Source organism: Paracraurococcus lichenis, from assembly GCF_030657435.1.
Lineage (GTDB): Bacteria > Pseudomonadota > Alphaproteobacteria > Acetobacterales > Acetobacteraceae > Paracraurococcus > Paracraurococcus lichenis.
The window spans coordinates 124313-138669 of sequence record NZ_JAUTWS010000016.1 but is presented as its reverse complement, the minus strand read 5'-3'; the positions used below and the strand labels follow the sequence as shown (position 1 = coordinate 138669).

The 14357-nt window shown below is 74.6% G+C and carries 13 protein-coding genes; 4 read left to right on the top strand and 9 right to left on the bottom strand.

Annotated features, from left to right (window positions below; translation table 11 throughout):
- Window position 1 precedes the first annotated feature (1 nt).
- A complete protein-coding gene (locus Q7A36_RS18085) occupies window positions 2–982 on the top strand; it encodes an NAD(P)H-dependent glycerol-3-phosphate dehydrogenase (RefSeq protein WP_305105127.1) in 981 nt (326 codons plus the stop codon).
- Between the two features lie 165 nt (window positions 983–1147).
- Window positions 1148–1342: a hypothetical protein gene (locus Q7A36_RS18080; protein WP_305105126.1), complete on the top strand. Its 195-nt coding sequence runs from the start codon at window positions 1148–1150 to the stop codon at window positions 1340–1342.
- A 167-nt stretch (window positions 1343–1509) separates the two neighbouring features.
- On the opposite strand, the gene Q7A36_RS18075 is transcribed toward Q7A36_RS18080, so the two are convergent.
- The 9 genes from Q7A36_RS18075 to Q7A36_RS18035 form a co-directional block, all read right to left on the bottom strand.
- On the bottom strand, window positions 1510–2397 hold the full coding sequence (locus Q7A36_RS18075) for a TauD/TfdA dioxygenase family protein (RefSeq protein ID WP_305105125.1): 888 nt from the start codon (window positions 2395–2397) through the stop codon (window positions 1510–1512).
- Window positions 2398–2471: 74 nt separating this feature from the next.
- Entirely contained in the window at window positions 2472–3209 is a 738-nt protein-coding gene (locus tag Q7A36_RS18070) for an endonuclease III (RefSeq protein ID WP_305105124.1), read from the bottom strand.
- A 70-nt stretch (window positions 3210–3279) separates the two neighbouring features.
- Window positions 3280–3732 (bottom strand): hypothetical protein, encoded by a 453-nt coding sequence (locus tag Q7A36_RS18065; protein ID WP_305105123.1) that lies wholly within the window; start codon window positions 3730–3732, stop codon window positions 3280–3282.
- A 78-nt stretch (window positions 3733–3810) separates the two neighbouring features.
- Window positions 3811–4728: a hemolysin family protein gene (locus Q7A36_RS18060; RefSeq protein WP_370655677.1), complete on the bottom strand. Its 918-nt coding sequence runs from the start codon at window positions 4726–4728 to the stop codon at window positions 3811–3813.
- Window positions 4725–5264 (bottom strand): rRNA maturation RNase YbeY, encoded by a 540-nt coding sequence (gene ybeY / locus Q7A36_RS18055; RefSeq protein ID WP_305105122.1) that lies wholly within the window; start codon window positions 5262–5264, stop codon window positions 4725–4727. Before ybeY ends, Q7A36_RS18060 begins: the two co-directional genes overlap by 4 nt.
- The gene (locus Q7A36_RS18050) at window positions 5248–6327 is read right to left on the bottom strand and encodes a PhoH family protein (RefSeq protein WP_370655676.1); all 1080 of its coding nucleotides are present in this window, start codon (window positions 6325–6327) and stop codon (window positions 5248–5250) included. Before Q7A36_RS18050 ends, ybeY begins: the two co-directional genes overlap by 17 nt.
- Entirely contained in the window at window positions 6324–7727 is a 1404-nt protein-coding gene (gene miaB, locus Q7A36_RS18045) for a tRNA (N6-isopentenyl adenosine(37)-C2)-methylthiotransferase MiaB (RefSeq protein WP_305105121.1), read from the bottom strand. The genes Q7A36_RS18050 and miaB overlap by 4 nt, the downstream gene beginning before the upstream one ends.
- A gap of 165 nt (window positions 7728–7892) precedes the next feature.
- The gene (locus tag Q7A36_RS18040) at window positions 7893–8822 is read right to left on the bottom strand and encodes a lysophospholipid acyltransferase family protein (RefSeq protein ID WP_305105120.1); all 930 of its coding nucleotides are present in this window, start codon (window positions 8820–8822) and stop codon (window positions 7893–7895) included.
- Between the two features lie 88 nt (window positions 8823–8910).
- The gene (locus tag Q7A36_RS18035) at window positions 8911–10983 is read right to left on the bottom strand and encodes a protein-disulfide reductase DsbD family protein (protein WP_305105119.1); all 2073 of its coding nucleotides are present in this window, start codon (window positions 10981–10983) and stop codon (window positions 8911–8913) included.
- A 183-nt stretch (window positions 10984–11166) separates the two neighbouring features.
- Here Q7A36_RS18035 and Q7A36_RS18030 point away from each other — a divergent pair, with 183 nt between their 5' ends.
- Together Q7A36_RS18030 and hrpB are read left to right on the top strand one after the other, a co-directional pair.
- On the top strand, window positions 11167–11496 hold the full coding sequence (locus Q7A36_RS18030) for a hypothetical protein (RefSeq protein ID WP_305105118.1): 330 nt from the start codon (window positions 11167–11169) through the stop codon (window positions 11494–11496).
- A 249-nt stretch (window positions 11497–11745) separates the two neighbouring features.
- A complete protein-coding gene (gene hrpB / locus Q7A36_RS18025; RefSeq protein WP_305105117.1) occupies window positions 11746–14277 on the top strand; it encodes an ATP-dependent helicase HrpB in 2532 nt (843 codons plus the stop codon).
- Window positions 14278–14357: the final 80 nt, after the last annotated feature.

Below are 14357 nucleotides of genomic sequence, written 5' to 3'. Positions count from 1 at the left end.
GATGGCACGGCTGGCCGTGCTGGGCGCCGGCGCCTGGGGTACCGCCCTGGCCCTGCAGGCGGCCCGCGCCGGGCGGCAGGTCGCGCTCTGGGCCCGCGATCCCGCCCGCGCCGCGGCCATCGCGGTGGCACGGGAGAATACCCGCTACTTGCCCGGCATCGCGCTGCCCGAGGCCCTGTCCGTCACCGCCGACCTCGCCGCGGCGCTGCAGGGTGCCGAGGCGGCGATCCTCGCCGTCCCGGCCCAGCACCTCCGCGGCGTCCTCGCCGGCCTGCCCGCCGCGGCACCGCCTCTCGTCCTCGCCGCCAAGGGCGTGGAGCAGGGTACGCTGCTCCTGCCGCTCGAGATCCTGGAGGCGCTGCGCCACGGTGCCCCCGCCGCCGTGCTCTCCGGCCCCAATTTCGCGCATGAGGTCGCCGCCGGCCTGCCCGCCGCCGCCGTCATCGCCGGCCGCGACGCGGCGCTGCGCGAGCGCATCGGCGACCTGCTGGCGACGCCGGCCTTCCGCCTCTACGGCTCGGACGATCCCATTGGCGTGCAGGTGGGCGGGGCGGCGAAGAACGTCATCGCCATCGCCGCCGGCGCGGTCATCGGCGCCGGCCTCGGCGAGAATGCCCGCGCCGCCCTCGTCACCCGCGGCGTCGCGGAGCTCTCGCGCCTCGCCGTCGCGCTCGGCGGGAAGGCGGAGACGGCGGCCGGCCTTTCCGGCCTCGGCGACCTGCTGCTGACGGCGAGCGGCCCGGCCAGCCGCAATACCTCCCTCGGCCTGGCGCTCGGCCGCGGCCGGACCTTGCCGGAGGTGCTGGCCGAACGTGTCGGCGTCACCGAGGGGGTGTCGACCGCCCCGGCGCTGGTCGCGCGCGCCCGGGCGGCGGGCGTCGAACTGCCGATCTGCGAGGCGGTCGCCGACCTGCTGGCCGGGGCACTGACGGTGCCGGAGGCCATGGCCCGCCTGCTCTCCCGCCCGCGGCGGGACGAATAGCCCGGCGCGACGTCACGCTCCGCTCAACGGGCGTTTCCTTTCCGCGGCATATATCATGTGTTGGATGCCAGGGTGCGACCGGCTGCCTAGGGTTCCCGTGCCGGGTACGGACATCGTGTTCCAGGCAGGGAGAAACCATTACCGGATCGATTGCAGGAGACGCCATTGCAGACCGCCCATCAGGGCCTCGGGGGTGCTTTCCGGCTCCCTGGCCGTTTCGTGACCTTTCTGTTCAGCCTGATTGCAGCCTTCTTCATCCCGAAGCCGCGGATGGCCGTGCCGACGAGGCCCGGTCCGAAACCTGCGGCGACCCCGGTGTCCCGATTTCCGGGCGACGGGGAGGACAACCAGTTGATCTGAGCCCAGGAAGTATTTCGTCCCGCTGGAACCGCCATGCCGCGTAGAGGCAGGGCAGGCATGGAGTCCGTCCGGGGTCGCAGCCGCTTGTTCGACCTCGGTGTAGCAGATGGTTCGGTGTGGCCCCTGGCGTTGCGGCTGGCCAGGGGCCACCTGTCACCGGTGCGGCGTCAGGCCGCCTGCTCGAGCGTCGGGGCCATGTCGGCGACCGTCGTCCGGTGCAGGTCGCGCACCGCCTTGGCGTCATAGCGCCGGGCGCGGTGCATGGTGACGCGGTTGTCCCACATCACCAGGTCATGCGGCCGCCAGACATGGGCATGGACGTTCTCGCGCTGCGTCGCGTGCTCCGTCAGGTCGCGCAGCAGCGCCCGCGCCTCGGGGATCGGCCAGCCCTGGATGGCGCCGGCATGCGACGACAGGAAGAGCGAGAGCCGCCCCGTCCGCGGATGCCGCCGCACCAGGCGCTGCGGCACCGGCGCCCATTTCGCCCGCTCCTCCTCCGTGAAGTCGGTGAAGCCCAGCGTGCCGCGCGAGTAGATCTGGCTGTGCTCGCAGATGAGGTCGCGCACCTGCGCCTTCGTCTCCTCCTCCAGCGTGTCCCAGGCCCGGCGCATATCGGCGAATTCGGTGTTGCCGCCCGCCCCGGGGATGACCCGGGCCGAGAGCAGGGAGAACTTGGCCGGCGTCGCCTTGAAGCTGCTGTCGCTGTGCCAGAGCATGTTGCCGAGCGAGAAGAGCCGCTTGCGGTCGTCCCGCGCCATGACCGAGCCGTCGCGATTGAGGTTGGAGATGTCGTTCACCTCCATCGACAGCCGCCGCTGCTCGCCCTGCACGATGTCGCCGGTGGCCATCTCCAGCGGGCCGAAATGGCGGCTGAAGGCGATCTGCTGCGCGTCGTCGATGTCCTGGTCGCGGAAGACGAGGACGCCGTAGCGGTCCATCCCCGCCTCGATCGCCGCGGCCTCGGCCGCCGAGACGCCGTCGCGGATGGAGACGCCCGAGACCTCGCCCACGAAGTCCGGGCGCTCGGGGTTGGCGGGGCGGATGGAGAGGGTCATGCGGGTTTCCTCCTGGCCGGTTTTGTCCGCAGCCTAGCCCGCCTGCGCCCGGCGGGGGAGGGGCAGGGACCCGCTCAACGATGCGACGTGACCCCGACCTGCCGGCACTGCCGCTGCAGCGCGCAGGAGGAGCAGCGCGGCCGCTCCCCGGTGCAGACGAACTTGCCGAAGGGCACCAGCCGCTCGTTGATCTCGACCCAGTAGCGTTCCGGCAGCGCCGCCAGCAGCGCCTGCATGGTCCGCTCCGGCGTCGAGGCCGCGACATAGCCCCAGCGGTTGGTGATGCGGTGGACGTGGATGTCGACCGAGATGGCGGGCTTCCCGAAGCCGACGCCGAGCGTCAGCGCCGCGATCTTCGGCCCGACGCCGCGCAGCGCCTGAAGGCCCTCCATCGTGTCCGGCACCGCGCCGGCCGCGGCGATCTGGCGGGAGAGGGCGAGGATGTCGCGCGCCTTGGGCTCGGGGAAGGTCGCGCCGTGTAGCAGCCCGACCAGCTCCGCCTCTGGCAGCTCGGCCATCGCCTCCGGCCTGCGGGCGCGGGCGAAGAGGCGGTGGCAGACCGGGATGGTCGTCTCGTCCCGCGTCCGGGCGGAGATCAGCGCCGCGACGAGCTGCTCGAAGGGCGAGGCATAGCCCTGGTCGCGCAGGTCGAACATCGCCGCCTTGGGCAGGCCGGCGGTCGCGCCGCGCAGCAGGCGGAAGACCTGGTCGATGTCGAAGGGGTCCTTGTCCGGCGCGGGCAGCGCTGCGGGCAGGAGAATACGGGGGGCGGGGGCGGAATCAGGGGAAGGGGTGTTGCGGGGCCGGGGCATGTTGCCCCAACGCGGCGCGCCGCCCCGGTTTGTCGGGCGGCCCCATTCGGGCCTCCGGCCCTCGGGTGCCTCAGTGAGGCCCGGGCTCCGGGCGCATGTCGGGCAGCAGCCCGGGCAGCAGCTCGTCCGCCTTCGCCTCCCGCGGCTTCCGCGCCGCCGGGGCCGGCTTCACCGCCTGCTGCCGCAACCGCATCAGCTCGTCCACCAGCCGGTCCACGGTCTGCCAGAGCGGCTCCTCGCCCTGCCGCTCCGCCATGACGAAGCGGTGCGCCGCCAGCGTCACGTTCAGCGTGCCGCGGGTGGATTCGGGGCGGGGGCTGCGCATCTGCACCAGCGCCTTCTCCACCTCCTCGACCGGGACGTTGAAGCGCTGCGCAATCTCGCCCGGCGCCAAGCCCTGCCGCCGCAGGGCGCGGGCCTTCGCGGCCTCCTTCGGCTCGAGCGCGATGTTCGGCCGCAGTGCCTGGGTCCGGCGCGACATCTCGCCCGACCCGCTGCCGGGTGGCCTGCCTTTGAACGGCATCGCTGTCCCCCTCGATTCGCCCTATGGGTGAAGCGGGAAGACGCGAATCGGTTCCCTCGGCGGGATCGCCGGGCTGGGCTATTCCGCCGCCTGCTTCGCCGGCTGCGTCCCGGGCTTCCTCACCCTCAGCCGCCGGATGCGCCGGGGATCGGCCTCCAGCACCCGGAACTCCAGGCCCGAGGGATGCGAGACCAGCTCGCCCCTTGCCGGCACCCGACCCGCCAGGGTGAAGACCAGCCCGCCCACCGTGTCGATGTCGGCGGCCCGCTCCTCCTCGGTCAGCACGGCGCCGATCTTCTGCTCGAAGGCCTCGACCGGCATCCGCGCGTCGAGCTCGATGGTGCCGTCGGGACGCTCGACCATCTGCGGCGGCAGGTCCTCGTCATGCTCGTCGGAGATGTCGCCGGTGATGGTCTCGACCAGGTCCTCGATCGTGACCAGGCCGTCGATGCCGCCATACTCGTCCACGACCAGCGCCATGTGGATGCGCGCGGTGCGCATCTGCAGCAGCAGGTCCAGCACGGGCACGCTGGGCACGGTGAAGAGCGGCTTGCGCAGGATGGCCTTGAGGTCGAAGGGCGCCTCCCGCCCCACCGCGGCGAAGACGTCCTTGATGTGGACCATGCCGACGATCTCGTCGAGCTGGCCGCGGAAGACCGGGTAGCGGCTATGGCCGTCCCGCTGGATCAGCCGGATCGCCTGGTCCAGCGTGAAATCCTCCGGCATGGCCATGATGTCGGCCCGCGGCACCATGACGTCGGACGCGGTCTTGCCCCGCAGCTTGAGGACATTGCCGAGCACCGCGCGCTCCTGCGCGCTGAACTCGTCGCGGTCCTCGCCATTGCGGTGGCCGTCGCGGCGCGGCTCCTCGCGCTCCTCGATCAGCTCCTCCATGCGGTCGCGGACGCTCTCCGCCTCCCGCCGGCGGAGGAGGCCCTGCAGCCGCCAGAGAATGCCCTGGCGGTGCTCGCGCGCCTCGGAGTTCGACATGCTCATGCCGGCACCTCGCGCCAGGGATTGGGCAGGCGGAGGCGGTGCATGGCCCGCGCCTCCGCGCGCTCCATCCGCCGCGCCTCGCCGGCGGCGAGGTGGTCATGGCCGATCAGGTGCAGGGCGCCATGGGCGACGAGATGCGCGAAATGCGCGGCCGGCCGCTTGGCCGAAGCCGCGGCCTCCCGCCGCACCACGCCGAGGGCGAGGGCGATGTCGCCGAGATGCCCCCCCGTGCCCGGGAAGCTCAGCACGTTGGTGGGCTTGTCCTTGCCGCGATGCGCGCCGTTCAGGCGCCTCAGTTCGCGGTCGTCCGCCAGCAGGACGCTGACGGTGCCGGCCTCCCCGCTGCCCTGCAGCGCGGCGGCGACGGCGCGGCGGGCCAGGGCCTCGGCCCGCGGCACCAGGCGCCGCCAGGCCGGCTCGGCCAGGATCACCTCGACCTCCACGGATTGCGGAGGCTGGTCCTCCTCATCCCAGATCCCGGCATCGGCGGGGGGAGGGTCCCCCGCCAGGCCGGGACGGCTACTTCCCGGTTCCATCCTGTTCCTTCTTCCCCCGGCGGCCCTGCTGTTCGGCAGAGACGTCGGCACGCCCGTAAGCCGCGACGATCCGCGCCACCAGCGGGTGGCGCACCACGTCGCGCTCGTCGAAGCGGGCCACCCCGATGCCCGGCACCCCGTCCAGGATGCGCAGCGCCTCGGCCAGCCCGCTCTGCTGGCCACCGGGCAGATCGACCTGGGTCGGATCGCCGGTGATCACCATCCTCGTCCCCTCGCCCATGCGGGTGAGGAACATCTTCATCTGCGCCGGCGTGGTGTTCTGCGCCTCGTCCAGGATGGCGAAGCAGTGCGCCAGCGTGCGCCCGCGCATGAAGGCGAGGGGCGCGATCTCGATCTCCCCGGATGCAATCCTCCGGGCCACCTGTTCCGCCGGCAGCATGTCGTGCAGTGCGTCATAAAGGGGCCGGAGGTAAGGATCCACCTTTTCCTTCATGTCGCCGGGCAGGAAGCCCAGGCGCTCGCCCGCCTCGACCGCCGGCCGCGAGAGCACGATCCGGTCGACGCGGCCGGCCTGGAGCAGCGCGACGCCCTGGGCCACGGCCAGGTAGGTCTTCCCCGTGCCGGCCGGGCCGACGCCGAAGACCATCTCGTGCCGGGCCAGCATGTCGATATAGGCCGCCTGGGCCGGGCTGCGCGGGGCGATGGCCGCCTTGCGGGTCCGGATCTCCGGCGTGTCCTGCAGCGGCAGGCGCGGGTCGTTCTCCGCCTCGCCTTCCGCCATGCGCAGCGCCGCCTCCACATCCGCCGTGGTCACGCCCTGCCCCTTCTCCAGCCGCCGCCACAAGGCCCGCAGCGCGGCCTCGGCCACCTCGGTCCGCTCCGGCGTCCCCGCGATGGTCAATCGGTTGCCGCGGGAGCCGAGCCTTACCCCGAGCCGCTGCTCGATCCGCGCGAGGTGGCGGTCGTGTTCCCCGTAGAGCAGGGGGAGCAGGGCATTGTCGTCGAACTGCAGGGTGACGGTCCGCTGTTCGGGGGTGGAGGGAACCGGGCGCGGCAGGGCGCCCCTTTCCCCGGGCCGGAGGGCGATGGCGGCGGTGTTCAAGCGGGCGCAGGCTCCTCTTCGGGCTGGACATGGGAGACGGCCTCCCCGGCTGCCAGCCGGCCGGAGAGGGAGTTCGGATGCGCGGCGAGCACCGTGACGGGGGCTTCGGTGCCGACCAGCGACAGCGGTCCGGTCAGGTGCAGGGGCTGCAGCCAGGGGGTGCGGCCGGCGACCTGGCCGGGATGCCGGCCGGGGCCGGTGAAGAGCACGGGGAAGGTCATGCCGACGCGCGAGCGATTGAACGCGTCCTGCTGGTCCCTGAGCAGCGCCTGGAGCGCCTGCAGCCGTGCATCCTTGTCCGCCTCCGGCACCTGAAATGGCGCGCCGGCGGCCGGCGTTCCAGGGCGCGATGAGTATTTGAAAGAAAAAGCCTGGGCGAAGCCGACCCGGCGGACGAGGTCCATGGTCCGCTCGAAATCCTCGGCCGTCTCGCCGGGATGGCCGGCGATAAAGTCGGAGGAGAGGGCGAGGTCCGGCCGCACCTCCCGCAGGCGGTCGACGATGCGGAGGAAATCGGCCGCGGTATGGCCGCGGTTCATGGCGGCGAGCACCCGGTCGCTGCCGCTCTGCACCGGGAGGTGCAGGAAGGGCATGAGGCTGGGCAGGTCGCGATGCGCCGCGATCAGGTCCTCGTCCACGTCCCGCGGATGGCTGGTGGTGTAGCGCAGCCGCAGCAGGCCGGGGATCTCCGCCAGTGCCCGCAGCAGCCGGCCGAGGCCCCAGTCGCGGCCATCCGGGCCTTCGCCATGCCAGGCGTTGACGTTCTGGCCGAGCAGCGTCACCTCCCGCGCCCCGGCCGCGACCAGCCGCTTCGCCTCGGCCAGCACCTGCGCGACGGGGCGGGAGAACTCGGCGCCGCGGGTATAGGGCACGACGCAGAAGCTGCAGAACTTGTCGCAGCCCTCCTGCACCGTGAGGAAGGCGGTCACCCCCTGCGGGGCGGCGGCATCCGGCAGGTGGTCGAACTTGTCCTCGGCGGGGAACTCGGTCTCGATCACGGCGCCTGCGGCGCGGCTGGCGCGGGCGACCATCTCCGGCAGGCGGTGATAGGTCTGCGGCCCGAGGACGATGTCCACCCAGGGGGCGCGGGCGGTGATCTCCGCCCCTTCCGCCTGGGCGACGCAGCCGGCGACGGCGAGCACCATCTCCCCGCCTTCCGCCCGCCTCGCCGCCTTCGCTTCCCGCAGCCGGCCGAGCTCGGAGAAGAGCTTCTCCGTCGCCTTCTCCCGGATGTGGCAGGTATTGAGGATGACCATGTCGGCCCCCTCCGGCGTCTCCGTCGGCACATAGCCGATGGGCGCCAGGACATCGGCCATCCGGGCGCTGTCATAGACGTTCATCTGACAGCCCCAGGTCCGGATGAAGAGCCGCTTCCGGGGGGTGGACGCAGTCGTGGTCATGCCGGGAAAACACTCCGCCGCCCCGGCCGCGATGGGATGCCGGGGTCCGCGGGGCAGATGCGCAAGGCCCGCTGCCGGGTCAAGCGCCTGCCGGGGCCGGCCGGTGCCGGGCCACGGGGCCGATTCGAACCACGAAGGAAGCCTCGGGCACCCGGGCCCTGCCGGTCAAGCGGCGGATGGGTGACGCTGTGGCGCGATGGGCACGACCGGCCGGTTCTGCCGCAGCCGCTCGGCGCCCAATGACACGATCCGCTCCGCTTCCGCCGCCAGCGCCTTGCGGTTGGGCAGCAGGCCGGGCGGGAAGGGCTCGTGGAACACCACCGTCACCCGCGCACCGCTGCGGCGGGCGAGCCGCCAGGCATGGCTGGCGATCTCCATGTCGCCGTACCAGGCAAACAGCGGCCGGTCCCGCCGGCAGGCCGGCAGCCCGCCGAGACGGTCATAGACCACCGAGACCGGCTGCACCTGCCGCGCCCCCTCGGCGATGGCGAAGAAGGGGCTGCGGAAGGGCAGCACCCGGGTGCCGTCGTTGCTGGTGCCCTCGGGGAAGAGGATCAGGCTGTCGCCGGCCGCCATGCGGGCGCGCATCTCCGTCGCCTCCTGCGCCGTCGCGCCGCGGCTGCGGCTGACGAAGACGGTGCGGCCGAGCCGCGCCACGGTGCGGATGACCGGCCAGGTCCCGACCTCGGACTTCGCCACGAAGGGCGCGGCCAGCAGCCCGCCGAGGACCGGGATGTCGAGCCAGGAGGAGTGGTTGGAGACGAAGAGCACCGGCCGGTCCCGGCTGGGCGTGCCAACGACCTGCACCCTTATGCCGAGCAGCCAGCAGAGCGTGCGGTGATAGACCCGCGGGAAGCTTGCCCTGGCCTCGCCCGGCAGGGCCAGCAGCGCCGCCTGGACCGGGATGCAGAGCAGGGTCCAGAGCAGCACCAGCACCAGCCGCCGGACGGCGCGCACCCGACCGCCGAGCGGCCTGTCCTCGAAGACGTCGAACAGACGCCCGCCGGGCAGCCGGCTGTGGAAGCGGAGCGGCTTGCGCCGGCGCAGGCGGCGCGGGCGCAAGGCGTCGATCGGGGCGCGGGCCACGGTTTGCATGATCGTCAGGCGTTAGCCCGCGACCGGCGACGCGGCAATGACGAGTCCGCGACGAGTGGATGACAAGCGCCGCCGTCGGAGGGACCGCTCAGCCCGCGCCGTCGAGCGCCCGCAGCACGATGCCCTCCGTCAGCACCTGCGGCAGTACCTGCGGCGCGCCGCCGCCGGCGGGGTAGAGGAGGTACAGCGGCACGCCCTCCCGCCCATGCTCGCGCAGCAGGGCGCCGATGGCCGCATCGCCATTGGTCCAGTCGCCCTTGAGAGTGGCGATGTTGCGGCCGGCGAAGGCGGCCTGGACCGGCGCGGATTTCAGGACGAGCTGCTCGTTCACCTTGCAGGTGATGCACCAGGCCGCCGTCATGTTGACGAAGACCGGCCGTCCCTCGGCCTGCAGCGCCGTGACGCGGGCGGCGGACCAGGGTTCGGCGCCGGCCTCGGCCGCGGCCTCCCGCGGCGGGGCGGCAGCGAGGCCCGGCAGCAGGGCGAGAGCCGCGACGGCCGCCACCCCGGCCAGCGCCCGGCCGGCCCAGCGCCCTTTGCCGCCGCTGCGCTGTGCCGTGCCCAGCACCCAGGCGGCGAAGCCGATCAGCACGGCGCCGGCCAGCAGCAGCGCCAGCCCGTCCGACCCCGCCTGCTGCGCCAGCACCCAGGCCAGCCAGGCGGCGGCGCCGTACATCGGGAAGGCGAGGCCCTGGCGCAGCCGCTCCATCCAGGCCCCGGGCCGCGGCAGCAGCCGGGCGAGGCCGGGGGCGAGCCCGAGCAGCGCATAGGGCGCGGCGAGGCCGAGGCCGAGCGCGGCGAAGACCGCGAGGGTGGCGGGCGCCGGCAGCGCGAGCGCCGTGCCGACGGCGGCCGCCATGAAGGGCGCGGTGCAGGGCGTGGCCACCAGCACCGCCAGCGCCCCGGTCATGGCGCTGCCGAGATGCCCGCCCCGGCCGGCGAGCGCTCCGCCCGCCCCGACCGGCCCGCCCATGGCATAGACGCCCGAGAGGTTCAGCCCGACCGCCAGCATCAGCCAAGCGAGGGCCGCGACGAAGGCCGGCGCGGTGAACTGGAAGCCCCAGCCGGCGGCGACGCCCGCGGCCCGCAGCCCGATCAGCAGCCCGGCCAGCGCCAGGAAGCAGGCCAGCACGCCGGCGGTATAGCTCGCGGCATGGGCCCGCACCTCCGCCCGCGCCGCGCCGGAGAGGCGGGCCAGCGCCATGGCCTTCATGGCCAGGATCGGGAAGACGCAGGGCATCAGGTTCAGGATCAGGCCGCCGAGGAAGGCCGAGAGCAGCGCCTGCCAGAGCGGCAGCGCCGAGGCATCTCCCCCTGGGGCCGTCTCGACCGGGCCGCCGACCGGCGCCGCGACCTCATAGGCCGCGCGCACCCCGGCCGCGTCGGTGATGGCGAGGACCCCGGCGAGGCTGGCCGGCGCCGCGGCCGCCTCGGGCCGCGCCAGGCCCAGCACCAGGCGTCCCTCGGCGAGGGAGAGACGCTGCGGCGCCGGGTTCTCGATCAGCCTGCCATCGGCCGGGAAGAAGAAGGCGTCGCGCACGGTCGCGGGCGACAGGCCCTCCCCGGTCAGGGTCAGGCTGCCGCCGCGGCCGGCGAGCGCCGCCCGGGCCGGCCAGGGGGAGGGGCGGGGCGCCGCCGCCTCGGCCACGGTGAAGAGCGGGGCGAGGGCGCCGTCCGTCCGGCCGCCCGCCGCCACCGGCAGGTCGAGGCGGAAGCGCCCTTCCTCCGGGATGCAGAGCTCGGCGCAGACCAGCCAGGTCGCCTCGGCCTCGATCGCCAGCCGGTCGCCGGGGGCGAGGCCGGCGGGGGCGGCGAGGCGGAAGGGCAGCAGCACCTCGCCTTCGTAGCCGAAGCTGACCAGCGGTCCCGTCGGGATGCGGCTCGGCGCCGGCCAGCGGATCGGGCCGGCCTCGGCGCCGGCGGGCGCCAGGACCGTCACCTCCGGTGGCGCGCCGGCATCGCCCGGGTTGCGCCAGTAGCTGTGCCAGCCGGGGGCGAGGCGGAGCCGGAGGCCGAGCTCCACCGGTTCCCCGGGTGCGACCGCGGCGGCGGCGGCCACCAGCGTGGCGGTGGCGCGCGGGGAGCGGATAGCCGCGCTCTCGGCCGCCTGCGCGAGCGGCGCGAGCAGGGTCAGCAGCAGGGCGAGGAGCAGGCGGGCCATGGCGCAGCCATAGAACGGATCGGCGCCCGGCCAAAGCAAGCGCCGCGGGGATGTGACGCGGCCATGGCTGGATGCCGGGCGGTGGCCGGAACTCCCGGCGGCGCGGCCCGCTTCCCCCGGGCGGCGGCCCGCGGGTTGCGGGGCGCCGCCGCGCCTCACCCCGGCCGCAGGAAGGACCCAGCCATGACACTCTACACCGTCGAGGTCGCGGGCCGCCCCGTCCTCGTCTTCTCCGAGGAGACCCGCGACTCGGCGGAGGAACTCGTCAACTCCCTGATCGGGCAGGACCTGAAGGAGTTCGAATCGGGCGGTGCGCCGCTCTGGGACGGGACGGCGGCGCTGACGGTGCGCGAGGCGGGCGAGGCCGAGACCACCCGCTGGGAGGAGGGGCTCGAGGAGGCGCGGGAGGGCGGGTCGATCGGCGACGATGCCGAGGAGTTCGCCGTCTTCCTCGTGCCGCTCGACGAGGAAGACGAGGAGGAAGACGAGGACGAGGACGACGAGGAGGCCTGAGCCGCCGCGGATCCGCGCGCCGGGCTGCGCGACCGGGCGGCCTCCCCGCCGACGGTGACCGGCCCTCGGAGCCCCGGCGCGCCGGGCCGCTGCCGGACGGACGGCGCCGGTCGGCTGCCGGACCGGCCATCTTGCCGCGGCCGGCAGGGACGGTCGCTGGCCACCGCCGGATGGCCCCTCCTGCCGCGTTAGGCAGGGCCGCCCGCCCTGTGCTGTGACTTTCCGCGCCGTCCCGCCTATGTCCCGCGCATGCTTCCCGACCTTCCCGTCGTCGAGGCCCTGCCGGCGCTGACTGCGGCGCTGCGCGAGGGCCCGAATGCCCTGCTGATCGCGCCGCCCGGCGCGGGCAAGACCACGCTCGTCCCGCTGGTGCTGAAGGACGAGCCCTGGGCGGCCGGCCGCAAGCTGCTGGTGCTGGAGCCGCGCCGCGTCGCCGCCCGCGCCGCCGCGCGGCGCATGGCCGAACTGGTGGGGGAGGGCGCGCCCGGCGGGACCATCGGCCTCGCCACCCGGCTCGACCGCGCCGTCTCCGACCGCACGCGTGTGGAGGTGGTGACGGAGGGGCTGCTGGTGCGGCGCCTGCAGTCCGACCCGGGGCTCGAGGGCGTCGCCGGCGTGCTCTTCGACGAGGCGCATGAGCGCAACCTCGACACCGATCTGGCGCTGGCCCTCTGCCTCGACCTGCAGCGGGCGCTGCGGCCGGAACTGCGGCTGCTGGCCATGTCGGCGACGCTCGACGGCGGCGCCTTCGCCGGGCTGATGGGCGGCGGGGCGCCCGACGGCGCCGCGCCGCCTGGATCGCCGGGCGAGGCGCCGAGGATCGAGAGCCTGGGCCGCGCCTTCCCGGTCGCCATCGAGCACCGGCCGCGCGACATCCAGGACCCGCGCGACCTGCCGGAGGCCATGGCCGGCGCCATCCGCACCGCGCTGCGTGAGCATCCCGGCGATGTCCTGGCCTTCCTGCCGGGCTGGGGCGAGATCCGCCGCACCGCCGAGCGCCTGTCCGGCATCGAGGCCGATGTCCTGCCCCTCCATGGCGAGATGCCGCCGGCCGAGCAGGATCGCGCCCTCAATCCCGGGCCCCGGCGCAAGGTCGTGCTGGCGACCTCCATCGCCGAGACCTCGCTGACCGTCCCCGGCGTGCGCATCGTGGTGGATGGCGGCTTCCGCCGGGCGCCGCGGCTCGATCCGGCGACGGGCCTCTCGCGCCTGGTCACCGTGCGGATCTCGAAGGCGGCGGCCGAGCAGCGGGCAGGGCGCGCCGGCCGCACGGCGCCGGGCGTCGCCATCCGGCTGTGGTCGGAGGCGCTGCATCGCGGCCTCGCGCCGCAGGACCGGCCCGCGATCCTGGAGGAGGAGTTGTCGGGCCTCGCCCTCGACCTCGCGGCCTGGGGGGCGGAGCCGGGCGCGCTCGCCTGGCTGGACCCGCCGCCCGCCGGCGCCATGGCGGCCGCGCGGGCGCTGCTGGCCGACCTCGACGCGCTGGACCGCGAAGGGCGGGTGACGGCGGTGGGACGGCGCATGGCGCGGCTCGGCACTCATCCGCGCCTCGCCCGCATGCTGGCGGCGGCGGAGACGGAGGGGGAGAAGGCCATGGCCGCCGACCTCGCCGCCCTGCTGGAGGAGCGCGACCCGGTCCGCGGGAAGGAGGCGCCGAGCGACATCACCCTGCGCCTCGACCTGCTGCACGGGGGCGACCATCCCAATGCCGACCGCCCGGCGATCCAGCGCATCCGCCGCGCCGCGGCGCTGCACCGGCGGCGGCTGGGCGTGCATGGCAGCACCCACCCGGAGGGCGATCCCGGCGCGCTGCTGGCCGCCGGCTTCCCCGACCGGATCGCCGCCATGCGCGGCGTCATGGCCGGTGCCTTCCGCCTCGCCGGGTCTCTGCATTCCGGCTCCGCCGGGGGCCAGGGCGCGCGGCTGCCGGCGACCGACCCGCTGGCGAAGTCGCCGCTGCTGGCCGTGGTCGACCTCGAATTGCAGGGGACGGAGGCCCGCATCCGCATGGCGGCAAGGCTCGACCGCGCGGCGCTGGAAGCGCGCTTCCCCGAGCGCTTCGTGCGGGAGGAGGGGGCCGCCTTCGATGCCCGGAGCGGCGCCGTGCAGGCCCGCCGGCGCCTGCGCTTCGGCCCGCTGGTGCTGGAGGAGGCGACCATCCCGCATGCCGACCCGGCCGCCGTCGCCGCCGCGCTCGCCGCGGCCGTCGCGGAGCGCGGGCTGCGCGACCTGCGCTGGACGGACACGGCGCGGCAGGTGCAGGCGCGCATCGGCTGGATGCGGAGAAGCGAGGGCGAGGCCTGGCCCGACCTCTCCGACGCCGCGCTGATCGCCACCGTGCAGGACTGGCTGGCGCCACATCTGCACGGCATGACGAAGCTCTCGGAACTCGCCGGCCTGAACCTGCCGGACATTCTGCTGCAGTCCCTGCCCTGGGAGCGGCGGCAGCGCCTGGACGCCGCCCTGCCCGCACGCCTGCCGCTGCCGGCGGGCCGCAGCGCGGCGGTGGACTATGCGCGGGAGGTGCCGACGCTGGAGGCGCGGGCGCAGCACCTCTATGGCCTGGCCTCGCTGCCGCGCCTCGCCGACGGGAAGGTGCCGCTGCAGGCCGCGCTGCTCTCGCCGGCCGGCCGGCCGATCGCCGTCACCGGCGACCTCGCGGGCTTCTGGAAAGGCGGCTGGCTCGATGCCCGCAAGGACATGCGCGGCCGCTACCCCAGGCACAATTGGCCGGAGGATCCGGCGACGGCGCAGCCCGATCCGCCGCGGCCGGGGCGGTAGCGCGGGGGCCATGGGGCCCTTGCCGCGTCAAGGACGCAGCCGCGCTGCGCGCGGTCGGCCTGCGGCCGATCCTTGACCCG

Coding starts and splice junctions, on each gene's coding strand:
- Q7A36_RS18085 (WP_305105127.1), top strand. CDS start 2: ATGGCACGGCTGGCCGTGCTGGGCGCCGGCGCCTGGGGTACCGCCCTG.
- Q7A36_RS18075 (WP_305105125.1), bottom strand. CDS start 2,397: ATGACCCTCTCCATCCGCCCCGCCAACCCCGAGCGCCCGGACTTCGTG.
- Q7A36_RS18070 (WP_305105124.1), bottom strand. CDS start 3,209: ATGCCCCGGCCCCGCAACACCCCTTCCCCTGATTCCGCCCCCGCCCCC.
- Q7A36_RS18065 (WP_305105123.1), bottom strand. CDS start 3,732: ATGCCGTTCAAAGGCAGGCCACCCGGCAGCGGGTCGGGCGAGATGTCG.
- Q7A36_RS18060 (WP_370655677.1), bottom strand. CDS start 4,728: ATGAGCATGTCGAACTCCGAGGCGCGCGAGCACCGCCAGGGCATTCTC.
- ybeY (WP_305105122.1), bottom strand. CDS start 5,264: ATGGAACCGGGAAGTAGCCGTCCCGGCCTGGCGGGGGACCCTCCCCCC.
- miaB (WP_305105121.1), bottom strand. CDS start 7,727: ATGACCACGACTGCGTCCACCCCCCGGAAGCGGCTCTTCATCCGGACC.
- Q7A36_RS18040 (WP_305105120.1), bottom strand. CDS start 8,822: ATGCAAACCGTGGCCCGCGCCCCGATCGACGCCTTGCGCCCGCGCCGC.
- Q7A36_RS18035 (WP_305105119.1), bottom strand. CDS start 10,983: ATGGCCCGCCTGCTCCTCGCCCTGCTGCTGACCCTGCTCGCGCCGCTC.
- Q7A36_RS18030 (WP_305105118.1), top strand. CDS start 11,167: ATGACACTCTACACCGTCGAGGTCGCGGGCCGCCCCGTCCTCGTCTTC.
- hrpB (WP_305105117.1), top strand. CDS start 11,746: ATGCTTCCCGACCTTCCCGTCGTCGAGGCCCTGCCGGCGCTGACTGCG.